17 protein-coding genes and 1 pseudogene are annotated in these 24,639 nt (G+C 37.4%); 6 read left to right on the top strand and 12 right to left on the bottom strand.

Annotated elements, in window-relative coordinates; translation table 11 throughout:
• Window positions 1–344: 344 nt before the first annotated feature.
• The 3 genes and pseudogenes from JOE23_RS17810 to JOE23_RS02675 all read right to left on the bottom strand — a co-directional run.
• Window positions 345–455 (bottom strand): annotated as a pseudogene (locus JOE23_RS17810) (IS200/IS605 family transposase); the annotation flags it as partial.
• A 227-nt stretch (window positions 456–682) separates the two neighbouring features.
• Window positions 683–1,360: a GntR family transcriptional regulator gene (locus JOE23_RS02680; protein WP_420827528.1), complete on the bottom strand. Its 678-nt coding sequence runs from the start codon at window positions 1,358–1,360 to the stop codon at window positions 683–685.
• Window positions 1,361–1,774: 414 nt separating this feature from the next.
• Window positions 1,775–2,653, bottom strand: a complete 879-nt coding sequence (locus JOE23_RS02675; protein ID WP_204435740.1) for a radical SAM/SPASM domain-containing protein — start codon at window positions 2,651–2,653, stop codon at window positions 1,775–1,777.
• A 466-nt stretch (window positions 2,654–3,119) separates the two neighbouring features.
• Here JOE23_RS02675 and JOE23_RS02670 point away from each other — a divergent pair, with 466 nt between their 5' ends.
• The gene (locus JOE23_RS02670) at window positions 3,120–3,944 is read left to right on the top strand and encodes a Cof-type HAD-IIB family hydrolase (protein ID WP_204435739.1); all 825 of its coding nucleotides are present in this window, start codon (window positions 3,120–3,122) and stop codon (window positions 3,942–3,944) included.
• A 116-nt stretch (window positions 3,945–4,060) separates the two neighbouring features.
• On the opposite strand, the gene JOE23_RS02665 is transcribed toward JOE23_RS02670, so the two are convergent.
• Together JOE23_RS02665 and JOE23_RS02660 are read right to left on the bottom strand one after the other, a co-directional pair.
• On the bottom strand, window positions 4,061–5,434 hold the full coding sequence (locus JOE23_RS02665; protein ID WP_204435738.1) for a PTS transporter subunit EIIC: 1,374 nt from the start codon (window positions 5,432–5,434) through the stop codon (window positions 4,061–4,063).
• An 83-nt stretch (window positions 5,435–5,517) separates the two neighbouring features.
• Window positions 5,518–8,187: a glycosyl hydrolase gene (locus JOE23_RS02660; protein WP_204435737.1), complete on the bottom strand. Its 2,670-nt coding sequence runs from the start codon at window positions 8,185–8,187 to the stop codon at window positions 5,518–5,520.
• A gap of 202 nt (window positions 8,188–8,389) precedes the next feature.
• Here JOE23_RS02660 and JOE23_RS02655 point away from each other — a divergent pair, with 202 nt between their 5' ends.
• Both JOE23_RS02655 and JOE23_RS02650 read left to right on the top strand, forming a co-directional pair.
• The gene (locus JOE23_RS02655; protein ID WP_204435736.1) at window positions 8,390–9,370 is read left to right on the top strand and encodes an AraC family transcriptional regulator; all 981 of its coding nucleotides are present in this window, start codon (window positions 8,390–8,392) and stop codon (window positions 9,368–9,370) included.
• A gap of 283 nt (window positions 9,371–9,653) precedes the next feature.
• On the top strand, window positions 9,654–13,505 hold the full coding sequence (locus JOE23_RS02650; RefSeq protein WP_204435735.1) for a S8 family serine peptidase: 3,852 nt from the start codon (window positions 9,654–9,656) through the stop codon (window positions 13,503–13,505).
• Between the two features lie 70 nt (window positions 13,506–13,575).
• Here the strand turns inward: JOE23_RS02650 and JOE23_RS02645 are convergent, their stop codons facing one another.
• Entirely contained in the window at window positions 13,576–14,553 is a 978-nt protein-coding gene (locus tag JOE23_RS02645; RefSeq protein WP_204435734.1) for an AraC family transcriptional regulator, read from the bottom strand.
• 258 nt (window positions 14,554–14,811) lie between these two features.
• Between JOE23_RS02645 and JOE23_RS02640 the strand changes: the two genes are divergently transcribed.
• Window positions 14,812–15,633, top strand: a complete 822-nt coding sequence (locus tag JOE23_RS02640; protein WP_204435733.1) for a CPBP family glutamic-type intramembrane protease — start codon at window positions 14,812–14,814, stop codon at window positions 15,631–15,633.
• Between the two features lie 117 nt (window positions 15,634–15,750).
• Here JOE23_RS02640 and JOE23_RS02635 read toward each other — a convergent pair whose 3' ends face one another.
• The 4 genes from JOE23_RS02635 to JOE23_RS02620 form a co-directional block, all read right to left on the bottom strand.
• Window positions 15,751–16,425 (bottom strand): ABC transporter ATP-binding protein, encoded by a 675-nt coding sequence (locus JOE23_RS02635; RefSeq protein ID WP_204435732.1) that lies wholly within the window; start codon window positions 16,423–16,425, stop codon window positions 15,751–15,753.
• Window positions 16,422–18,206 (bottom strand): hypothetical protein, encoded by a 1,785-nt coding sequence (locus JOE23_RS02630; protein WP_204435731.1) that lies wholly within the window; start codon window positions 18,204–18,206, stop codon window positions 16,422–16,424. Before JOE23_RS02630 ends, JOE23_RS02635 begins: the two co-directional genes overlap by 4 nt.
• Entirely contained in the window at window positions 18,169–18,948 is a 780-nt protein-coding gene (locus tag JOE23_RS02625) for a hypothetical protein (RefSeq protein WP_204435730.1), read from the bottom strand. Before JOE23_RS02625 ends, JOE23_RS02630 begins: the two co-directional genes overlap by 38 nt.
• 120 nt (window positions 18,949–19,068) lie before the next feature.
• A complete protein-coding gene (locus JOE23_RS02620; RefSeq protein ID WP_204435729.1) occupies window positions 19,069–19,365 on the bottom strand; it encodes a hypothetical protein in 297 nt (98 codons plus the stop codon).
• Window positions 19,366–20,762: 1,397 nt separating this feature from the next.
• Here JOE23_RS02620 and guaC point away from each other — a divergent pair.
• On the top strand, window positions 20,763–21,746 hold the full coding sequence (gene guaC / locus JOE23_RS02615; protein ID WP_204435728.1) for a GMP reductase: 984 nt from the start codon (window positions 20,763–20,765) through the stop codon (window positions 21,744–21,746).
• A 602-nt stretch (window positions 21,747–22,348) separates the two neighbouring features.
• On the opposite strand, the gene JOE23_RS02610 is transcribed toward guaC, so the two are convergent.
• A complete protein-coding gene (locus JOE23_RS02610) occupies window positions 22,349–23,101 on the bottom strand; it encodes a methyltransferase domain-containing protein (protein WP_204435727.1) in 753 nt (250 codons plus the stop codon).
• Between the two features lies 1 nt (window position 23,102).
• Window positions 23,103–23,774, bottom strand: a complete 672-nt coding sequence (locus JOE23_RS17805; RefSeq protein WP_239585206.1) for a cupin domain-containing protein — start codon at window positions 23,772–23,774, stop codon at window positions 23,103–23,105.
• 130 nt (window positions 23,775–23,904) lie between these two features.
• Between JOE23_RS17805 and JOE23_RS02600 the strand changes: the two genes are divergently transcribed.
• A complete protein-coding gene (locus tag JOE23_RS02600) occupies window positions 23,905–24,540 on the top strand; it encodes a Crp/Fnr family transcriptional regulator (RefSeq protein WP_204435726.1) in 636 nt (211 codons plus the stop codon).
• The last annotated feature ends 99 nt before the right edge of the window (window positions 24,541–24,639 follow it).

Genomic DNA, 24,639 nt, shown 5'->3' with positions numbered 1-24,639 from the left:
TTATATAGAGACGTATAGATGCTTAATCTACTAACATACTAAACAATGTCATACGACTATGCTTCTCAAAATTAAGTTTACTAGTATACTAGACAACAGAATTATATCTTGTTTTAAGTTTTTTTTCAACTCAAAGAACTAAAAAAATGACCTATTCAAATTACTCTAATTTACCTACAAAGTGTAAACTAAAGATCTTAAGAATAAGTCACTGACTTGTGGAACACTTTTCAAACACCCAATAGTAATTATTATTGAAGAAAAAATAACACCAGCTCATCGAAACCAAAGTCGGAATGATTAACTACCGATTGTTGTGAACTACTCCCACCACTTATCATCCTTATTTCTTTGGCATAGCCTGAAATGGTATCATCTGTTACTTTCCTTCGATACTTCACAACTAATATGGTAATACATCTAGAATATGAGTGGTTATTACTATCTAATTTCATTGTTATATCAACTCTTCTACTTTATAAGACTGATGATAATGCATTGAGGCAAAAGACAAAATAATGAACCTTTGGTCTATTGCCCAACCGAAATTCATCTTCCCCTTACCGCTGGGCTACATCCTTTACACGCTTGAAGAAGGGAATTATTTCCGGAAGTACGTTAAAATTTTCACATATAAAAGTGCCTACTTAATAAACAATAAAGCAAGCATTTTATTCAAAGCCTATTGTTTAAAATAATCTGGATACCGCTTTTTTAAATCTTCTTTTTCATAGTTGACTAAGTTCAAGTGTCTAACCATTAACTCTTCGGCTCTCTGCTTCTCTTGTTGTTCAATATGCTGGAGCAGTGCTTCGTGTTGACTAACTACCACTTCCCAATCGAGGTTTAATGCTAAACGAAGCACACGCAAGCGATCGAAGTGACTATTCATCTGGCGAATCATATTCCATGTTCGTAACTTACCACAACCTTGAAACAATAAAAAATGAAATTCTTCATCAAGCTCAAATAAACGTTGATATGATCCTTTATTTAGACATAACTTTTGCATTGCAATATTGCTTTCGATACGAAACAGTTGCTCTCCATCCAACATACTACATGCTTGATTAACAATCGCTCGCTCAATATTTTCTCGAACAAAACGACCTTCCTCAACAATATCAAGATCAATTTCAGAAATTATTGTTCCTTTTTGCGGATAAATACCTATCAATTCTTCTTGGGCTAACATTAAAAAAGCTTCTCGTACAGGCGTACGACTTACATTTAATTCTTTTGCAATCTCTGTTTCAGATATTTTTGTTTTTGGTTTTAATTCTAAATCTATAATCTTTTTCTTTACTTGTTGATAGACAACTTCTCGCGTTGAACCGTTATACTTAGGGTTAATTGACATCATAAAATCGCATGACCCCATTTCCTTTTTATTTGGTTATTCTTCTAAGAATATCATGTGAATTAGAAAGACACAAGTTTTGTTAGTATTTGTATTATGTTTCCATTTATTGAAAATCACCTAAAGTAATATGGTATTACTTGGGATGTTTGTATTTCATTAATTGATTTGCCTTAGAGCACTTTTTAACTCATCTAGGTTCTCCTTAGATAAAACGAACCTGCATCAATGGGCGGTTTCGTTCTTCGCCCACTGATTGCAGGTTCGTTGAGGGAATCAAAACTTGTCCGTTATCAATCACCTCAATCGATTGACCTCTGTTCTCTATTTTAAGGGAGGGTTTTACAGACGGGTATCTGTGATAAAGTGAGTTGAATTTTATTATCAAGACCTTCTATAGATAAGATAACCCCATTAGTTATCAAACCTTTTTCGATAGCCACATTTTCTACAAAGCTCTTCAACAGCAACCCTCCGTGAAAATCCATCAACTAAAGCGACCGCTCGTTCACTCGCGACAATCTCTGAAAAGCTCTGCTCATTAATATTACCAAGGTTGATCACGCCTTCGCCATCCAAACAACACGGGACTACCGTTCCATCTGCTAGTATCCCTGCTTGATTGCGAAGACCATAACAAAACCCTTTACCATCACCCTCTACTTCAGCTAGCGATGGCCATTGAAATGCATAATCTTGATTAATGTAAATACGATCTGCTATCTTTATCCCGCTTCCAGGCTTACTCTTTTCTTCAATTTTATAGGTTAAACCAAATTCAGATTCAATCATTTCCAATATATCACGGTTCTTAGATACCTCCACATCTGTCATATTCGCTTGTGAAAGATTCCATAATCTTAATGATACAATTAAATTCGATAAGCAAGTTGCCTCTTTAATAAAAGCGAATACATTTTTTAGATAGCCCTCGTTATTTAGTGGTTCTGCTTGCCCTTGATAACTATGTAAAGAAAAATTAATTTGCCTCAATGCCTGTTTGTTTAATAACTGTTGTTTCTTTTTCGTAATTAACGTTCCATTTGTTGTTATATTGACATAAAATCCTTTTTCAGCACTAATGTCCAATAACTGACCAAGCTTTGGATGAAGAAGTGGCTCACCCTTGACATGTAAATTAATATAGTCTGTATATGGTTTAATTTGATCAAGTCGCTTAGCAAAATCTTCAGGAGAAATAAACTGTTTAGGCCGAAGCGTGGGAGGACAAAAGCTACAAGCAAGGTTACAAGCACTCGTTATTTCTAAATAAAACTTTTTAAATTTCTTCATCGTCTTTCCTCATTTCCAAACTAACTCTATAGTCATTAGAGCACAAAGAAGATAAAAAGAAAATAGGGATTCTATATTTCACTCAATTTTCTCATCTGAAATTTCAGGCTCAGCCAAGCCAGCATAAGGGTAGCGACCGCACGAAAAATGGAGAAATCGCATTCCCGTCTAAGTGGAGATAAGCAAGGGGGGGAAACTTCTGCGGGAATAGGATGAGCTGAAGCCAGCCCCGCGAAAAGCGAATCCATTGCTTTTCGGAACAAATAATGTTCTAAACGTATCAGAAGGTTGGATGACTATTTTCAATGTGCGAAAGTTGAGTTATATAAAGTGAGCGGTGTGGGGACGGTTATCTGTGGTAAAGCGATCCTCATCAGCAACATATAAAACTTCAATTTTAAACTACCTTTCTTTTTTAAAATCTAGTAAAATGAAAAAGAATCACAAAAAAAGGAGCTAAACATCAATGTCATATAAAATGATCGTTCTAGATTTAGATGATACGTTACTTAGAGATGATCATACCATCTCACCACGCACCAAAAAAGCGCTGCTAACCGCTCAGGAAAAAGGGATAAAAGTGGTCTTAGCTTCAGGCCGACCTACATATGCGATGAAAGCAATTGCTGATGAGCTCTGTTTAGCCCAATATGGTAGCTTTATTCTCTCATTTAATGGTGGGAAAATTATCGATTACCAATCCGGTCAAGATATATTTAGCAGTACCTTATCACTAGCTGAAGTAGAAAGCCTTTATCAGCTTAGTCAACGAGAAGATGTTTATATCCATACTTACGTAGGGGATGAAATCATAACCGAGCAATCTAATCCTTATACCGATATTGAATCAGAAATTACCGGACTGCCGATTAAGTTAGTCGATCACTTCACGGAAAATGTAACAGAAGCTCCTGTAAAAGTGCTTATGGTTGATCAACCTGATCATTTGAAAGTTGTCGAAGCAAAGCTTCAAGCTGAACTAGCTGAACAATTTAGTGTGATGCGTTCAAAACCTTACTTCCTTGAATTTACTGAAAAAGGGGTAACGAAAGGGACCAGTTTAAATCATTTAATTCAAATTTGTCAGATAGCTCGTGAAGAGGTGATTGCGATTGGCGATAGTTATAATGACCAAGAAATGATTGAATTTGCCGGTCTCGGTGTGGCTATGGGTAATGCCCCTGATGATATTAAACAAGTCGCCGACCTCGTTACAGATAGCAATATGAATGATGGTGTGGCAAAAGTAGTAGAAGATTACTTGTTGAACGCCACTTCTGTTAATTGTTAAATACGATTTTGGGCAACGATTCTCACCAGACGCTTATAGTTTTTTATTGTTAAGTAGATAATAAAATAGAGGGTTGAGCGATGCTATTGCTCAACCCTCTATTTATTTTTGGATTATTAATCTCTTGGCACAGCTTTCACTTTCGTTTTATACCCCCAAAAGTAAGTCAATACAAAAGCTATAACAAACCCTATTGGCATTTGTCCTACATAACCCCAAAATCCCGTATCGATACCAGCTGGATTGATCGCACCCGGTATAGCAAAAAATCCTGAAGCAGTAAATGCGTATACTCTCGCCTGCAAGAGACCACCAAATACACCTCCAATACTACCAGCAATTATAGCCATAATTAACGGCTTTTTCCTTGGTAATAATATCCCATAGAGTGCAGGTTCGCTTATACCTAATAAACATGTTAATCCAGTAGAATAGGCTAAGCTCTTTTCCTTCTTGGAAGTCATTCTTACACCTACCGCAAAAGCTGCTGCTGCCATCGCAAACTGATTTGCTGCTAATAACCCCATGACATCATCATACCCACCAGTTATCATATTGTTTATAAATAACGGGATGAACGCCCAATGGAGACCGAACATAACCATAACAATCCATGGCCCACCTAAAATTAAACCAGCAATTGCCGGACTAAAATTATATATTGTAAATGTCAAATCAGCTAACATATTACTTAATGTTTGGATAACTGGTCCAACTATGAATAATGTAGTTGGTATAACAACCATAAATAACACAAATGGCAACAAGAAATACTTAAAAGCTTGAGGAATGAGTTTCTGTAATTGCCTCTCAATGAGTGAAGCAAGCCACACTGCGACTATAATCGGAAACACAGTCTGGGTATAATTCATTAAATTCATTGGAATTCCTAAAAAAGCAAACGATTCTCCTGCTTCTGCTGCGCTTACTATATCCGGATAAATAATAACAGTAGCTATTAAAATCCCATAAAAATGATTCATTCCAAAATATTTAGCGGCTGATGAGCCTAGAAAGATAGGAAAAAAGTAAAATAAAGCATCACCAAGAGCATTAAGGACAATATAAGTATCTGAACCTTCACTTAAAAGATTAGTAACACTTAAGATAGCCACAAGTCCTTTCATTAAACCTGAGGCGACTAAAATACCTAGCATAGGTGTAAATACACCCGAAATCATCGTTGAAAATCGATCAAACAATTTCTGATTTTTGTTTTCTTCATTATCTAGCTTAACAGCTTGATCACCGACTAATTTCTCTACTTCCTTAAAAACAGGTTCAACCTCATTCCCAATAACCACTTGGTATTGACCACCTTGTTCAATAACAGATATAACACCTTCAATAGCCTCAACTTTTGCTTTCTCTGGTTTTGTATTGTCTTTTAATTTAAAGCGCAGCCGTGTAATACAATGAAAAACACTATTAACATTTGCTTGGCCACCAATCGTCTCTACAATTTCTTTGGCAACTTTTTTATGATCCATCTAAATCACTCCTACTAAATATATTTAAAATAAAGCGCTTTATTTTTCACCGATGGACGAACTGCTTAAATGCAGTTCGAAGCTTATTTTGCTACTATAGTTATCTTTCCTGTAATGCCTGTCCCTTCAAGCAATAAATACTGAGATAGAAAATCTTTTTGCTGATTAACTAATGTATTGGTTACTTCAATAACTAACCTATTCCTTCCAGTTTCTAAGGCTTTGGAAATATCAAATTGGTACGGTGGAGCGATTGCAACACCTATATTGTTATCATTTAGCCATACTTGACCTATTTCATATAATTCTTCAATTATTAATTGTGTCGCACTAGTAATCTCTCTATCATAAATAAATGTTGTTTCATATCGTATCGTCCCAGAAAAATCAGGAAATTGATCCGGTTGAGCAAGGTCAATTAATTCTGTGATGTTTATTGCATTAGTGAAATTCGGATATGCTTCAGCTGTAGCAAACGAAACCGTCCACTCTCCCATAATTTCAAACGGTTTCAACCCAGTATATTCGTTTTCTGTTTTTATCTCTCCTAAATGGTTGTCAGTAAAAATGTATATCACTGATTGATAAGGTGATAGTGTTAAATCGATTATTTGTTGATCATTGTCTAGGCGCTTAGTTAATGCATAAATTGTATTATTATAAGCATTATAGATATAAGGTTGCGACAATTGATTAAAGGTTACTTTTGTTTCAATTGATTTAGTAGGGTCTTCATTAAAGAACATATAAATATCCAACTCTTTATGTTGATAGTGGTAGTAACGTAGATATGGTTGGCTTTCACTAACTCGAATATCATAAATAGTATGCTCAAATAAATCGGTAACAAGTTGATTTAGCTTAACGCAAATGGTTGAAGTCGACTTCACTAATTGCTCGATCAACCCCCTAACATCTTCCCCTTCGCTCGAACGTATAGGGAACCCATCAATGAAATATATTGAAAAACCGTTTCTAACAGCGTTTGCCAGTTTTTCTAATAAAGCTTTTGGTAACGATTCAGAATAAGGAACAACAAGTGTCTTAAAAGTTTCTTCATTAATTTTTAGCTTATCTTGGTCCAATTGACTATCAATGATAAAATCGCTTGGTACAACATCAAAGTCGATTTGACTTTGCATCAGCTCTCTCGCCACTTTCTGAAATAACATGTATTGTCCTGACCATTCTGCTTCACCGTGATAAAGAATTGCTACTGGAGCTATGTGCTGACCACCGGTTAATAAATGACTCATCCTATTCATATAATGAATTAAATGACTCATATAACGATATTGCGGATTGTGACCACGTCCATAGAAATGTGGTGGGCAGTCATCGTCTGGAAATGCCTTTGGTGAGAAGGCATGAGGAACAAAGTGATTAACTCCTCTAACAAACATATGGTCTGTAAGCCACTTCATTAACTTTAACCCTTCTCCCCAGCCATATGCCCCATACATTTCACACATTGTTCGACCTTGTTTTTTAGGATCAAGATGACCTAGCGAAGCCCCTAGCTTAGCTAAACCATAATGAAAAAATTCCCCGTCCCACCCTGTTGAAGTGAATGATTTGTTATAACCTTTGTCCATACCTGGTAATATTTGATGCAAAACGACATCTATACCGGCCATATCTTGGCCAGCCATACTCCTGAAAAAATGACCTGGGCCATAACCTAGCCGTGCATGAGCATTATTATCCTCAATAATATGACCGATATATTCGACACCGTGATCGTTACACCATTTCCCAATTCGACCTGAGAAGTTTTCATTATATAAATTAGTAATCAAATTCATATATTGATAACGAACCTCATGAGCACGAATTCCCCCATTGACCCATAACAAAGGCAATTCTTGAATGCTAATTTTTGCTTCTGTTTCAAGTAAATTTAACATCCCTTCCTTCCATGGCAATACCATTTCTAGACGTCCTATCGAAGCTTCTGGTCCTTTCACATTACCAAAACGAGGTTCATCTGAGAAAAAGCCTTCAATTGTTTTGCCAAATTCGTCTTTATAACGTTCGAAATGCGCTTGATAAACTTTGTTAATAAGGATATCTGTTGCTTCTGGTATCATTGGATTTAAATAACCTTCTGTTGCTTTCTCTCCACCATTAATGGATTGAACAATAGTGAAGATTCTCCATTCACCCTCCGGAAAATCCCAATACACAATACCATCAGTTAATTGGTCTGTGATATCAATCAAAGAATGTGGATCAATCATTTTAAAGTCTATTTTTTTGGCAGCAACCACTGCAATGACTTGATCTAAACTGTGGCTGCTATGGTCCCGCCTATCTGCTGTTGGGTCCACTCCTACTTGCATTACATGTTCTCTACTCTGTCCAGATATAGCCCATGAAACCATAACTCGACCATTGCTTTTCGGCCCTACAAAATCTTGTTGATGTAATTTTAAAAATTTTTTCCTAAAATGTGGGTAATGCTTTTCAATTTCTCCAACAGCATATCCTGTTGGAAAGTGTGAATCATCTAATATCCAAATTTTCATATCAACTTTTTTTGCTTCACTAATAATAATATCGAGATCACGCCACCAACTCTCTCCAATAAAATCTGGATGTGGTCTTGACTCAACACAGATCGCTTTAATTCCAGTTTGATAAATTTTCTGTACGTAATCACGAAGAATAGCTTCTTCTTCCCCATGTTGCCAAAAAAACGGAAGAACATAGTTAGCTTCTTTTTTGTCAAGCACTTCTGTAATTCTACTCATCAACTCACCCCAATAACAAAATATTATTTCAAAAAACAAATATAAAACAATTATTATTCAAATAATATTATGGTTTACTTTGTTTTTTTGTTGATTTATACTTTATTTAACGCTTACAATCTTATATTAACGTGAAAATATATTTATCGAAATATCAAAACTGTTGATCATAACTAACAAAATATTAGATGGAGAGGATTACATGGACCCTAATCAGTTAGAAAACTATATAAGACCATTAAATGAAAAAGAAATCTATTATAAACAAAATCCGACTTTATCTAAAAAATATCAAGAACTTGATCAAGTTGATCATAATGGAGAAATGGTTTATCTATTTGATACTGAATTAATGCCAAATGAGAACATATTAATTTTCAAACAGAATCGCTTTGCTCCTGTTCCCACGCATATACATAGTTACCTTGAATTGATCTATGTTTACTCAGGTAAATGCGATCAGATCATTAACGGGAGAAAAGTTAGGTTAAAAAAAGGGCAAATATGTATTATTGATACCGAGGTTCCTCACTCAATTCAATATACAGATCAGGATGATATCCTAATAAATTTTCTGATTAGACAGGATTTTTTCACCAGCTCTTTTTTAAGTAAATTGAATAACAAAGGTATTATTACTAACTTTCTAATTAACGCCATTTCAAATTCAAAAGACCATGATCAATATATAATTTTTCATTCTGAACAGAATAAAAATATTCAGTTGTTGGCTCGCCAGATCATGTGTGAATTCTTTGATCGAACGATTTGTTCAGATGAAATGATTGATGCCTATATGCTGTTAATTTTCTCTGAATTAATCCGTGTTTTCCATTACGATACCAATCAAACAACCACACCGTTAAAGGATCAAATAAACATTATTGATATTCTTCAATTTATAGAAGAAAATTATCAACATTGCACACTTAATCATGTTGCCGAAAAGTTCAATTACAACCCTAATTATTTAAGCACGTTAATAAAAAAGCGCACAGGTAAGTCTTTCAAAGAATTAATTCAACTTCAACGACTAACCTATTCTTCCTTTCTATTAATTAATACAGAAATACCTATCTATCAAATTGCAGACGAAACAGGATATAGTAATCTAACTTATTTTTACAGTAAATTCAAAAATTATTTTGGCATGACGCCACAACAATATCGTGACAATTGTTAGAAAGTGTCGTGAATTGTCGGAAAAATATAACAATAGAACTATTTATTTTAACATTTACCATTTGTATACTAAATATATGTACTCTATTGGCCAATAGAAGACAAACACCTGGGGCTTTTCATACATCTTATTTGTTTATGCACTTTACTAAGTTAAATAGCTATAACACTCAGATGATGATTTACACGATTAAGCATTATATCTTCACAACAAGGCGATCTGACATAGAAAAATCAGATCGCCTTGTCTATTAATCTACCAAGCTACTAGGGAGGAGTCTAAAATGAAAAACGGTCAAACGAAAAAACGTTTTCTTCTATCGATTATTTTCACTTTACTGCTATTACCTTTTACTTCGGCTCATTTTGCTGTGAAAGCAACAGACTCAAATGAGAAACAGTTAGACATACCTGAAAAAATAACTGAATCTTTAGAAGATTATGTGACTGAAGAAACCGAGGATGATTATTACAAGCCGACTGATAAAGTTAGAATTATTGTCGAACTTGATGAAGAACCGGCCATTTCTTATGCGACTGAACAAGGTGTGCTTTATAAGGAATTAGATGATCAAGTTCAAGAACAACTTCAAGATGAACGATTGTCTGCACAAGACGCGATTATCTCCGACATCTCAAGAATGGGTATCACTTTTGATGTCGAACATCAGTTTACGACGGTCGTCAATGGTTTCAGTACAGAAGTTACCTATAAAGAATACGATGTAATTCAAAGTATCGATGGCATTGAAGACGTTCACATTTCAAATGTTTATCATCTTCCAGAAGAACAAGAGCCAGATATGAATTATAGTATTGATATTATTCAAGCAGGACAAGTCTGGGAAGATTACGGTCTTGATGGAGAAGGCATGATTATTGGTATCATCGATACAGGTATTGATCCTACCCATCAAGACATGGCACTCGATAGTCCTGAAACGATCACTTTAAATGAAGATATCATTAACCAAATGAAAGATGATCATGAATTAGATGGGATTTATTTTACTGATAAAGTTCCTTATGGCTATAATTATATGGATAAGAACACACAAATTATCGAACAAGGTCCCGCTGTCAGTAACCATGGTATCCATGTCGCCGGTTCTGCTGCTGCCAACGGAGAAATTAAAGGTGTCGCACCGAATGCACAATTATTGGCATTGCGTGTCTTTGGTGATGATCCACAATATACGTCCACTTATGGTGATATTTATGTTAAAGCGATTGATGATGCTATTTTACTAGGTGCAGACGTTATCAACTTAAGTTTAGGTTCAGTAGCTGGATTTGTTAGACCGACAGATCCTGAACAAGAAGCGATTAGTCGTGCCGTTGATAATGGCATTATTGCCTCCATTTCGGCTGGTAATTCCGCCTATTATGCAAATGCCATTACGGCAAACTACCCATTAGCAACAAATCCTGATATCGGCTTAACCGGCTCACCAAGTGTATCCTATGATTCTATTGGTGTTGCTTCCATTGAAAATACATTTATTGAAATGGAAGGCTTTAGCTGGTCTTCAGATCAGGAAGAAGGCACAGCTGCTTTCCTTGCGTCAAACCGTTATCATGAAGATGTTGATCAACCACTAGAATTGATTCACATCGTGCATAACAACAGTTTAGATCAGCTTGTTGAGGCACTAGCTGAAAAAGATGTAGAAGGAAAAATTGTCTTATTGCAACGCGGCTTAAATTTTATCGATAAGGCGATTGCCGTGCAAGAAGCTGGAGGAGCTGGTGTTATGGTTTACAACCATTCTGCTGGTTATACAAGTATGGCGACCAACTCATCGATTGTCATCCCACAACTGTTTATTTCCAAAACAGATGGTGAACACTTTGCTCAATTATTAGACAACGACGAAGCTGTCTCCATTGTATTTAGTGATGGTGAACCTATTGTGACAGCGAACCCTGAAGCAGGACGCTTGTCATCCTTTACATCTTGGGGTGTTGCACCTAACCTTGATTTCAAACCTGAGCTTACGGCCCCTGGTGGCAATATCTTATCCACATTACAAGATAACGAATACGGCTTAAAAAGCGGAACATCAATGGCTGCACCTCATGTCTCAGGAGGATCGGCACTCGTATTACAACACGTAGATGAACATTTTGATTTATCTGGTTATGATCGATCGATTGCCGTTAAAAACCTTTTACTTAATACATCAACGATTATTGAAGATAAAAACTTATATAACGATCATTATGCATTAGGAAATCCATATTCACCACGACGCCAAGGCTCAGGCGTTATGGATTTACACGCTGCACTAGCGACCCCTGTTGTCGTGACTGAAGTAAATACAGGCGAAGCGAAAGTGAGCTTACAAGAAGTTGGTGATTCATTTACCTTTACACTAGCTGCTGAAAACTTCTCAAACCAAGATGTCACTTACGAACTTGATGGCAATGTCCAAACCGACCTTGTTGTCTCTGGACAAAACTTAATTGAAGCACAAGGGGTGTTTGAAGATGGGACGATTGCGCCTACCTCTCCTTGGTTAGGTGAATATCCGATTGCTTTTTCTGACGATACCCTTACCATTCCAGCAGGTCAAACGGTCGAATTTACGGTAACAGTAGACTTAACCAATGCAATCGACTGGTTCTATGAACAACCGTTAGAAAATCAATTCCCGAATGGTACGTTTATTGAGGGTTTTGTCACATTAACGAATGAAAGTTTTCCAACGTTGGCTGTTCCCTATGTAGGCTTCTACGGTAGTTGGGATGATGCACCTATTCTTGATGGCAAGCGCTATGAAGAAGATTTCTTCCTCCCTCACACTGGACTAGTCAATGAAAACGGCAGCTATTTAGCTCCAATTGATGAAATAGATGGCTTTGACGAAACGAATATTATTGCATTTTCACCTAACAAAAATGATATTCACAATAAAGTAACACCAGTCCTAACCTTTTTAAGAAATGCTGAATCGGTGCAATATAATGTCCTTGATCACACAGGTGATCGGTTAAGAACGATTAAACGTGAACGGGATATCCGAAAAACACATGATTTACCGGGCTATTCATATTTGACCGATCGAACATGGGACGGAACAGTTAATCGCAAGCAAGTCGATGATGGTCTATACTATTACGAAGTCAGAGCTAAAATTGATTTCGACGATGCCAAATGGCAAAGCTTTACGTTCCCTGTCCTCGTCGATACAACAGACCCTGAGCTATCCGTTCGTTACCACACGAAGGAAGATGAAGTTAAATGGCAGGCAACGGATCAAGGATCGGGTCTCCAACAACTACAAGTCATTTTAGACGATGAAGTTGTTGAAACAATAACAATCTCAGAAGATCATCAAGAACAAAGTGGCACCATTGATGCAAGTGAGTGGGAAGATGGCACAGTCGTCGAAGTTGTTGCCTTTGACCGTGCGGGAAATTCGATAAGTGAAACAGCTGAAGTTAATCATGATACAGTGGTCCCTTACATTTACATCACGACACCAGAAGTGTTAAGTGTTCATGACACCCATGATATTGCAGTAAAAGGGTATATCGAAGAAGATAGTGGATTAGCATCCTTTACCATCAATGAGCAAGCCATTGAATTTGAATATAACGAATCAGAAGACCACTACACATTTGATGCTGTTATCAGCTTTGAATCAGATGGGGCACCCGATTTATTCTTTGATGCCGTAGATTCAAGAGGCAACCAAAGCTCAATTAAACGACAAATCATTATTGATACGACACCACCAGAATTAACGATTGAAGTCCCTGATCAAATCGATCAAGATGCCACTGAAGTGACACTAAATGTTTCAGTCGCTGATAACTTTAATGGTTTAAAATTATACGTGAACGACAGTCATGAATATGAACAACCGTTTAAAGCACCTTATCAAGAGTCATTTTTCGAAGATGAATTTGAATTAACCGTCAAATTAGATGATGGGGATACAGACTTATACTTTGAACTGGTTGATGTAGCTGGTAACACAGCAGAAGAAGAAATCACGATTACACGCTCAAAAGATGATGATGAAGCTGAAGATGACCCTAACGACGGAGATAAGCGTGGCAAACGATTATCATTAGGTTCTCTTCTTAAAAATTTATTTACTAAATTATTCTCGTTTATACGCTTTTAGTAGAACTTAGATGGCCAGGATAACATAAAAAAGTGAGCAGGAAGTGGCTGATCATGCTACTTCCTGCTTTTTAAGACTTATATAATGCTTTACGATAAACGCTTGGGGTACAGCCAAACTTCAATTTGAATAAACGATAGAAGTAACTTAAATTATCATAACCTATTTCAGTAGCAATGTGTTCTACCGCCAGATCAGTATAATTCAACAATGACTTTGCCTCTTCTAACCGTCTTTCTTGCAAAATAACTTTAAACGTCTTCCCCGTCGTCTTCTTGATATATTTACTCAAATTATAGCTATTCATATTAAGTTTCTCGGCGATTGTTTCTAACTTAGCAGTCTTAAAATGTTGATCAATGTAGCGCATCACCGCTAACGCTAATTGATGATCGTAAATTCGATTAGATGGTGTATATGCCTTATCCGCGTGCTTCATTAATTGAATCATTAACAAACCCATTTGAAATTTAACGGTAACTTCTGACCATACTGTTGGATTCATCATTTCTTCAATCATACTCGCAATAATCGATTGGATTACTTCAATATCAGAAACTTGATAATATAAATAGCTGCCAGCTTTATTTTGGTTAAATAGACCACTGATCAAAAAATTAACAATTGACTGCTCTGCTCCTTCAATGTCAAGACTATCAAACATATGCTCGAAGAAATAAGGATCGATAATAAAATTAATCACCAAATCTTCTTCTCCACAAGGTTCAAGCGCATGTTCAATATGTTGATTCAGGAAAAGTAATTCTCCTTGCTTAAGTTCAAAACGCTGATTGTCGATCATTTGTATCAGCGATCCGTGATAAACATAGTTAATCTCAATATAGTCATGGCGATGAGCGGGAAATGCAATAAAACGCGGGTGCTTACGTGTGACAATTAATTTTTTATCAGAAAGAAATTTGGCCCGCTCAATAATAAAATCACGTTGACTCGTGTAAACATCTTTTTCAATCTTTTTCGACTTTTGCTTTAAGATTATTTCTTCTTCTTCTGTTAACATCAGCAGTTTTTGATAAAGAGATGACATGATTTAAACGCCTCATTTCCTAATTCTAATGAGCAGTGACCTATAAAACGAACCTTCAATCATTGGTCATTGTCGTTGTTCTCTCACTGATTGCAGGTTCGTTGAGTGAATCTCGACATTAGCGTCCGTTATCACCCACCTCAATCGATTTGCTCTACTCTCTATTTTGAGGGGATTTTACGGTCGGTTATCTGTGATAAAAGTCAATGTCCACCTGTTACAATTAATGTATACTTCAAAACACGAGGTGAAGAAATCGTGATAAATAAAAAAATCATAGTACAATTTACGATACTAACATTTTGCATAGCCTATATTATGTCAGGTGCTTTGATTGCTCTTGGGCAATTCGGATTTTCGGTTCACTCTTCGGTACAAGAATCGTTACAGCACTTAGGGATGAATATTCCTTTTGCAATCTATATTTTATCGCCCGCTATTGCTTCATTTATCGTTCTAAAGAAAAATAACAAAATAGCAAACTTTAAGGAATGGTTGAAAACTGTTTTTTACACCAAAAATAACATATTTCTTTATTTGTTCGTTGTTGCAGGGCTTGCACTGTATTTTCTGATACATCTCTCAGTTTCAGGTCGCACCGAAATAGTACTTCCATTTTATATGTTCTTCCTTGCTCTGCCTGGCAATCTTATTATCGGTGGCTTGGAGGAAGCTGGCTGGATGTACATATTGCAACCTGAGCTTGACAAAAAATATGGTTTTGTTTTATCTTCCGTTTATGTTGGCATCATCTGGCTTTTGTGGCATATCCCTCTCTTCTTTATTCCAGGAACGGGTCACTATGAGGACCTCATTGACTTTTGGATGTTTGCAGTTCAAATCATTGCATTTCGATTTTTATACGGGGCAATCTACAAAATATCAGGCAAAGGCCGTGTGTTTATGTGCGTATTATGCCACACCATGTTCAATGCGGCAAGCTACGCCTTTGGCATCCCTCCTACGACTTGGGCGGGAACCATTGCCGCAAATGCTATGATTGTTCTTGTTTCAATTGTAATCGTTGTGATATACGACAAAAAGAACAGAGAAACCCAAAGTCTGTCAATGGGATTATAGAATAGCAGACGGAGCAGAGCGAAGGAGCATATGCCGCAAAAGCCCATTGACATAAGCCGAAGTTCACACTAAATTTACCAAATATACGATTAATACACGCTTTCTCTTCACCTCAGCCTAAAACTGTTGTTCTATGACATTTCCCCGTTGGATCACCATTAAGCGTTGTCCATTGGAAATGACTTCTTTATCGTGAGTCACAAGGATGATGCTTTTACCTTCCGCATTCAATTCACTTAAAATACCAATAATATGATCTCTATTTTTCTCGTCTAAATTACCTGTCGGTTCATCACAAACCAACAGATCTGGGTCGTTGATTAACGCTCTAGCGATCGCTACCCTTTGTTTTTCCCCACCGGATAACTGCTGTGGCATATGATGAATCCGTTCGGAAAGATGCACCTTTTCTAGCAGGTCTCTCCCCTTTTTATTCAAAGATTCTTTTTCTTCATATGGGGCTAGAGGAAGAATAACATTTGTTAACGCGTCAAATTGATCAAATAACTTGTAATCTTGATAAATAAAGCCGATTCGATGTCGACGAAAGGTAAGAACCTCCTCACTGGAAGCAGACTGAATGTCAAGGTTATTTAAACGAATCGAACTTCCTGGATCGACGGAAGTGATGCCAACGATACATTGCAAAAGCGTCGATTTCCCAGATCCAGATGGTCCGATAATGGTTAACCATTCGCCTTGGTCCATTGCAAAATTGACATTTTTAAGTATATTTAATTGTTCCGCTGTGGTTTCATACGTCTTATCCAAATTTTCTACAACAATCTTCATGGCGTCACCTTCCGATCCCAATAGTTTGTAAATTGTTTCATAATATAAGTTAACACAAAGGCAGACACAATGACAGCCATCACCAACAAGCTAAGCATGATAACAGCAACGGTTGACCATTCAGTCAACATGCTTTCCATTAAGACTCGATAAGCGATAACGCTCATACCGGCACCACTGAAAATAGCCACAGTTGACCAAACACAGACTTCGCGAAGATAAAACATGTAGAGTTTGCTTCTTCCCCAACCAACATGATAAAACAACGTCATTTCCTCGCCCCGCTCTCGCCATAACGATACAAGTGCTTCTGCAATCGTAAGAAACGAGAGGAGATAGAGGAAAGCAATTAGTAAATAATAAAATACTTCCATTTGCCCATGAATGTATATCCCTAGATTCGTTTGAACGGTCCGTTGCTCTTCTTGTTGCAGTAAAAAGGTAAGAAAGATGGAGATAAAGGTTAATAGAAATAATTGAATAGCTGCCGCAATAATCCGTTTATGATGATACCACGTGTTTTGTAATGCGATCGATTCATGTCTTTGCTGGACTTTCCTAGATTTTTCCCTTTGTCTAGAGAATGAAAAAGAGACACGTACGAGCACGCAAATCAAGACGAAAACAAGCAACTGTGCAAAGATAATCATCATGGAAGCATTATAGTAGGCGTAGCCCACAGCAACAGGAAACGTTACAACTAAAGGGATACCGACAAGTCTCGCCCACTCCATATTGCGTAGTTTTTTAATATATTTATCAGACCAACCGAAAAGACGAAGCTTATCTTCACTCTGTCTCCGTTCATTCATTAGATTAATGCAACTAAACAAAATATAAACAAGACTGACGAACGAAAATAACAGTACAAGTACAATCTTCACTAAATCCCAGCTCTCGATGATCGTATCAACCGCCCCTAAAGTTGTCCACGGTTGCATAACAGTTCCGAGCCCTTCTACATCTATATCCATCCATTGGTGGGAGGCTCCAGCTACAATATCTACGGTATAACCCAGTTCTGAAAACTGTCGGGCAATCTCTTTTATTTTTGCTGCACTCGCTTCATCATAGCCATCAATACCGGCAACCTTTACTCGAATGGCATCAATCGGAGCATCCCCCTTTAAACGTTCCGCCCATTCCAATGAAATAATGCCATGTGCCGGTGTCGAGATAAAACTGCCGGGTACAGCCGTCGGGTACACTTGCTTATTCTTATCGTGCTTTAAATGAGTTTCTTGCAAACCGTAAATACCTAAAGGAGACGCAGCAAGCGCTTCACGATCTTCCCACAATTTAAAATCACCTGCATGATGAAAATAAATCCCTTCCCCAGCAATAACTTCTCCGACGTCATTGCTCATAAAGTGGTCAATTTTTTCTAATGACCGGTAGATCGGAACGCCCGTTTGCTCATCTGTCGTTATTTGTTGGACGGTAACGTTGTCTCCCTCAATCTTATACTCAACTGGTGATAAATAGTAAGAGGATTCCTGACTGTGATAACTAATTCCACCAAATAAATCAAAGTCAAAATCATCTCTATTTTCAAATGTATGGAGACGATACGCTTCATCGGTAAATAAAAAGTTATCATAGAAGGGAGAAATTAATTCAGAAAAGTCCAGCTCATAATGTTCAGATCCCTCGACTTCGATTGTCGCCAATTCCTTCTCGACTTGGGCATGGAGATCAAGATCTCGATATGAGAGGCTTCCCAACTGGGCTAAATCGGTTTGATTAAAGGGGGGCAAGTAAGTCGCGTAACTCTGCTTCATTGATCCGCAACTGGTCGATTGAAATGGATGCTGTAAGTGGAATGGTCTGATCGAGCAGACTTAAAATTGGAATTTCTACAAATTGTTCCGGTTCAAGACCAGATCCTCCCCCGGCTAATGCTTGAAAATCAATTGCTGTCAATGCCGCTTCTTGAGCAGTATCGACCGCTATCACTTGATGATAAGATGGTGGTAAGGGAAATGACGGAAATTCACTTTGAAATGTATTGACCAAGGAATCTTCTAAAAAGAGTGCATAACCATCGGAAATCCCTTCGACTGGAAAAAAACTATAGGCATATTCGTGATCACTCATGACATACTTATCAACACCATCGGTGGTTGTCACCGTGTTCTCATAACGAAGCGATTCCGTCCTTTCAGGTAGCTGATAGGTAATCTCTGTTGCGGTAAATAGACCAATAGATGCCACTGGTGCTGCCACTTCGATATCTTCGCGTGCCAACACGGTTTCCCACTCTGCGATTGAAATGCCCCCATCCCCAATCCCTAAATAATTTTCCTCCACTAAACCGAGCCTCTCCTCGACTTCAGTACGACTGTCTGCAGGACGGAGTAAAATATCATAGCTCCCCCGTGCAAAATCATAGATTTCCTGGGTAATCGTTTCCGATGCGTCTGACAAGGAAACAGCAGAAATGGGCAACAATAAAAGTAGACAGAAAAAGATCACCATCAGCTGACGCTTTAGCTTTTTTTTCATTAATGGGTAATAAAACATTTGCTAACCTCCTTTACTTTAAAAATGAAGTATGACTCACATGGTTTTTTCCATTAGAGTCATACTTACTCCATTCAATAACATACGTCTTAAAACTTGACTATCTCGATCGGTTTAAAACTAAAAAGCTCTCACTGTAACCGTTCGCGTTCTTTCTGGGGAAATATTAAGTTGATCGGCAGTCCTATATCTTTGGGTGTACGATTGCGCATAATTATATCCTCGATAACTATAAGAAAAAGCTCTACTAACTGCTTGTCCCCGACCATCTAATCTTTGTCGACCTGTACCATCTCCGGGATTAAAATAAAACGTGTGTGGTCCATGGCTTGAAGTGGTGCCTACAGTCCAGGTATATGACTGTCCTGCATTAACGGTTGTAGGTCCACTAATCGTTGCAGTTGGAACAGATTGCACCTCCACCTCACCACCCGTCTCTATCTTAGAAGATTCTGCAACAACAATTTGATGAAAAAAGAAACACTACTCCAATACTCATTAACTCAACTTTCTTATCTAAATTTTAGGTTCAGCCAAGATAGCATAAGGGTACCCTAATATTAAATATAAGCGTTGACTTTGAATATAGATTTTCGATTGATTATAAACCTTTCGTTTTAGACACGCAGGTGAGCTATGTTCCGCTTTCACTCTCCCAAGCACAAGGGAAACATCTTGGTAAACGCAGTGTCTCCCTAGCCGTGGGCGTGGCTTGAGCTAACTTTGCCCAGTCAAAACCACTAGGCAAAGTGGATCTCAAGCTCACGCTACACCCACAGGAGTCTACACATCTCTCACCTGCTAAATAGCAACATCTATCTTAATAATGGTTGTCTTTCAAGAGCTCATCAAACGCCATTTCAATCCGTGGACGTTAGATTTACAACATGTAGATCATGAAGACATCGGCATTGAGTCTCAGAAATAAGAAACTTCTTATTCTAGTCGTGTCACATCTTCTTCACTTTATTTCGTGCGGTTGGGCTTACGCATTCCGTATGAACCTCCAGTCTAAGTGGAGATAAGCAAGGGGGGAGACTTCTGCGGGAATAGGATGAGCTGAAGATCCACTTGAGGAGTGATCTTTGCGACTCAAGTTAGCTGAAGCCATCCCCGCGAAAAGCGAATCCCTTGCTTTTCGGAACGAAATAACGTGCTAAACGTATGAGAAGGTCCCATGCGTTACATCCATGCAGAAGTAAAGGCAACAAGCCTATTGAAAACCGCGTCTATTGTACACGATCAAGGTTGAATGACTATTTTCAGTGTGCGAAAGTTGAGTCAGTAACAATGAAACTACTTTTTTCATTTGTTCCCTACCTTTTTCCATAGATTTGTATTACCATTTAATAATATAATAATATCAAATAAATGTAAATTTGATTTAAGTAAATTTTCAAAAAAAACAAATATTTTGTATAATATAATAATTTATTGTTTTGCAGATGGATAGAACTTCTTCTTGTCTCAACACGTTGTCCCATTTGTGTTTACATCCGATATCGATAATTATGAAACGGACTCAAATACGAATCTTTTCATATAATGAACCCTCCAGCGGGCGTTTTATAAAATTTTTTATACTCACTAAAATGTGAACATATGATACATTAAGTCATCTGAAGTCACGCTTACAGTATGCATAATCCAAAATCCGGTTACTTTAATATTTGAAATACTACAAGGTCATTAACATCTACTCTTTTAATAATCCCTCACCCTTTGACAACTGTCCTATTTTAATGTATATTACGTATTGGTCGAACAATTATTATTAAATACAACGAAAATATTCGTATTTAGAGGTGTTATAAATGGAAAATGTATTCGATTATGAAGATATTCAATTAATTCCCGCAAAATGTGTCGTTAATAGCCGTTCAGAATGTGATACATCGATAACGCTTGGTGGTCATACGTTCAAGTTACCGGTCGTTCCTGCCAACATGCAAACGATTATTGATGAAAAAATAGCGATCTATTTAGCAGAACATCAATATTTTTATATTATGCATCGCTTTAATCCAGAAACACGTATCCAGTTTATTAAAGATATGCACCATCGTGGTTTGATCGCTTCAATTAGTGTCGGTGTCAAAGCCGAAGAATATGACTTTATTTCAGAATTAGCTAAGCAAAACTTAGTTCCAGAATTTATTACAATCGATATTGCTCACGGACATTCCAATGCAGTGATTGAAGTGATCCAGTTTATTAAGAAAAAATTACCGAAAAGCTTTGTTATCGCTGGAAATGTTGGGACACCTGAAGCCGTTCGTGAACTTGAAAATGCCGGAGCGGACGCAACAAAAGTAGGGATTGGCCCGGGAAAAGTTTGTATAACAAAAATTAAAACAGGATTTGGCACGGGCGGATGGCAGTTGGCTGCGCTAAGATGGTGTGCTAAAGCGGCTAGTAAGCCAATTATTGCTGATGGTGGGATTCGTACCCATGGCGATATTGCCAAGTCGATACGATTTGGCGCTTCCATGGTGATGATCGGATCACTATTCGCTGGTCATGAAGAATCGCCAGGTGAAACAGTTGAGCGTGATGGTCAATTGTTCAAAGAGTATTTCGGTTCAGCATCTGAATTTCAAAAAGGTGAAAAACGGAATGTAGAAGGCAAAAAAATGCACGTTGAGTATCGTGGCAAACTGCAAGACACCTTAACAGAAATGGAACAAGATTTGCAGTCTTCGATCTCTTACGCTGGTGGAAATAATCTGATGTCAATTCGTAATGTCGATTATGTTGTTGTAAAAAATTCAATTTTCAACGGTGATAAAGTCTATTAATAAGATGAATGAACACTAGCCTCTATTTTGCAGCTGGCGTTTTACGGAAGGTTACCTGTGATACCCTGAAGAAAAAACTTGTGATATAACCGTAACGGCTTGTAAGCCTCGGTTATATCACTTTTTTGTTAAACAAGAAATGTTCTTAAATACGTACATTGCCCGGGAAATATTTAACTAACTCAACTTTTGCACACTGAAAATAATCATTCAACCTTGATCGTGTTCAATAGACACAGTATTCAATAGGCTTGTTGACATTACTTCTGCATAGATGTGCTGTATACGTTTAGAAGTTATTTCGTTCCGAAAAGCAATGGATTCGCTTTTCGCGGGGATGGCTTCAGCTAACTTGAGTCACAAAGATCACGCCTCAAGTGGATCTTCAGCTCATCCTATTCCCGCAGAAGTCTCACCCCTTGCTTATCTCCACTTAGACTGGGGATACTTCAGCGATTTCTCCATTCTGCGTGCGATCGCAACTAGCTTTCATGCGAATTTCTCACTAGAAAGTTGAGTAACTTATTAAAACGATTTTAACTTTAACAGATGATCAAAAAATTTCAAGTTCTCGTCGTGTTAAACTTTTTTTACTGTCTGTATTATTTTTTATAAGCAACGACAGCGATAAAACCTAAGCTAGCTTTATTTTCCCTAAAAAAACGATACATCTTTTTAAAATAGCGATAGTTATCTTTTTTAAAAGCATTTCGGGTGATTTTTAATGTTCTGAATATCCCTTCATCTCTAATCATACCGATTGGACTTAACAGTGACATCGGTCCAGTTAAGGTATCCAGTTCGTTAAATCCAGCTGTTTCAAACAATTCCGTCCACCCCAATTTATCATATGGGTTTGCCGGTACGTGTATCGCCTGTTGTAAATTTTTAATGATTTCGTTCGATGTACCATCTACTAAATGAACATCATGGGTAAGCAAGATGCCACCCGGCTTCAATACGCGATAATACTCTGATAAGGCTTTTTGCTTTTGCTTATCCCCGAGCATGGTGAGCATCGCTTCATTAATAATGATATCAAAGGATTGGGCAGGATAAGAAAGGTTAAGCGCATTGCCCCGTTCAACCTGGATCGATTTCGTTAAACCGGCATCACGCACACGTTGTTTCGCTATCTCGACAACATTTGGATCAAGATCTACAGCGATCATCGAACAACCCGTTTTCTTAACTAATTCAATGGCATTGGTACACTGATTACAAGCAACTTCTAATATATCTTTATCTGGGTTAATATCGACGTGATCAAACAACCAATGGGTCGCCTGTTTACCACCAGGGCGCAAACGGGTTTTACCTAATCGTGCTAAAAAAGAATGACCCGCTTCCGTCACTTTATTCACCTTCCTTTACAACAGTTAATAACATTTTATAAGCAGTAATCGCCTCTAAGGCATGTGGAATTTCAGCTGGCAATACAATACTCTCACCCGCCTTGACGTTATATGCTGTTTGATCAATGGTGATTAACGCTTCGCCTTCTAATATTTGTACAAGTGCATCGCCATTTGATGTATGTCTCGCTATCTGTTGTCCTCCGTCTATCGCAAATAATGTTAACGTCAAATCTTTGCGTTGGACGAGCGCTTTACTCACTTTCTTATTTGGAACATACTCAATTTGCTCGGCTAAAACGATCGTTTGATTGTGTGGAATTTTATTAATCATCTGCTTACACTCCTCTATATTGTAGATATAATATTGTTGGAAAATCGACGGTTCTTGTGCTAAAATTGAATGATACGTTTGATCATCTAAGATGATCAAACGCTCGGCTTTTAACGTCGTTTGGTGATCGTTGAAAATGATGTGAAGCTCCCCTTTCACACAATAAATGAGCTTTTCACCATGAACGATTTCTGTACTAACTGATTCTGACTCTCCTAAGCCAAACGCTGTAATATCATAGCAATCGGTCTCTGCTATCGCTGTACTTGTTATGGAATCAGCTAATGTTATCGCGACCTCTTCCCATTTAAATACGCTACTTTTTGGTAAATCCCTCAATGTCTTCCCTCCCTCTTGTTATTTATGAAAGATTTTACTATACTTAATGATAATGATTCTCACTCATGTATTTTACTTTATCACAGTCAGTAAATAATTACGGTTGCATAGGCAACAAAGAGGTGAAGATATGAAAGCAACACCACTACAGTTGAAAAAACTCCCTTTCTTTCAATCATTAACAGATGAAGAATTAACAAAAGCGATTCACTGTCTTGATCTCAATACTATGGATGTGAAAGGGAAAAAACAGCTACAATTATCGCTATTTAAAGATAAAATAGCGCTACTGCTTACCGGTCAACTCTTTATCGAAAAGACCAGTGCTGAGGGCGACTTATTTATTGTTTCAACATTAGCACCAGGTGATTTAATTTGGAACGAACAGCTTGGATTGAGTGATGACCATATTATTCAAGTAAAATCCGATACCAAACTTCTTGTATTTGAGCAAGCGATTTTCCCAGAAGGATGTGGATTACGGACATATATTTATCAGCAATTATTAAAATACGTACTTGAACAGCACCAAAGGTTGTTTGAACGTGTTGACTTATTAGGAAATAGACGCTTACGCGAGCGAATTCTTTCATTTTTAGAAAAAGAAGGGGCTGAAGCAGGGAAAACGATAACGATTCCTTATTCAAGGCATGAGCTTGCCCATTATTTACATGTTGATCGAAGCGCTCTATCCCGGGAATTAACAGCGATGAAACGTGATGGCTTACTAGACTACCACCTTAACAGCTTTACGCTATCCGACTGAATCCATAGAAATATTGAATTCAGCCGGATTTTTTATTGACTTTCATCACAAAGAAAGGTATCTTAACTTGTAGTCGTTCCACAAAGAAATAGTATCGGA

Origin of the sequence: Amphibacillus cookii, assembly GCF_016908375.1 — a bacterium.
GTDB lineage: Bacteria > Bacillota > Bacilli > Bacillales > Amphibacillaceae > Amphibacillus_C > Amphibacillus_C cookii.
This window is presented reverse-complemented; position numbering and strand designations above follow the sequence as displayed.

Bases quoted from the DNA above. Each gene is read 5' to 3' on its own strand.
- JOE23_RS02680 (WP_420827528.1), bottom strand. From the start codon at position 1,360: ATGTCAATTAACCCTAAGTATAACGGTTCAACGCGAGAAGTTGTCTAT.
- JOE23_RS02675 (WP_204435740.1), bottom strand. From the start codon at position 2,653: ATGAAGAAATTTAAAAAGTTTTATTTAGAAATAACGAGTGCTTGTAAC.
- JOE23_RS02670 (WP_204435739.1), top strand. From the start codon at position 3,120: ATGTCATATAAAATGATCGTTCTAGATTTAGATGATACGTTACTTAGA.
- JOE23_RS02665 (WP_204435738.1), bottom strand. From the start codon at position 5,434: ATGGATCATAAAAAAGTTGCCAAAGAAATTGTAGAGACGATTGGTGGC.
- JOE23_RS02660 (WP_204435737.1), bottom strand. From the start codon at position 8,187: ATGAGTAGAATTACAGAAGTGCTTGACAAAAAAGAAGCTAACTATGTT.
- JOE23_RS02655 (WP_204435736.1), top strand. From the start codon at position 8,390: ATGGACCCTAATCAGTTAGAAAACTATATAAGACCATTAAATGAAAAA.
- JOE23_RS02650 (WP_204435735.1), top strand. From the start codon at position 9,654: ATGAAAAACGGTCAAACGAAAAAACGTTTTCTTCTATCGATTATTTTC.
- JOE23_RS02645 (WP_204435734.1), bottom strand. From the start codon at position 14,553: ATGTCATCTCTTTATCAAAAACTGCTGATGTTAACAGAAGAAGAAGAA.
- JOE23_RS02635 (WP_204435732.1), bottom strand. From the start codon at position 16,425: ATGAAGATTGTTGTAGAAAATTTGGATAAGACGTATGAAACCACAGCG.
- JOE23_RS02630 (WP_204435731.1), bottom strand. From the start codon at position 18,206: ATGAAGCAGAGTTACGCGACTTACTTGCCCCCCTTTAATCAAACCGAT.
- JOE23_RS02625 (WP_204435730.1), bottom strand. From the start codon at position 18,948: ATGTTTTATTACCCATTAATGAAAAAAAAGCTAAAGCGTCAGCTGATG.
- guaC (WP_204435728.1), top strand. From the start codon at position 20,763: ATGGAAAATGTATTCGATTATGAAGATATTCAATTAATTCCCGCAAAA.
- JOE23_RS02600 (WP_204435726.1), top strand. From the start codon at position 23,905: ATGAAAGCAACACCACTACAGTTGAAAAAACTCCCTTTCTTTCAATCA.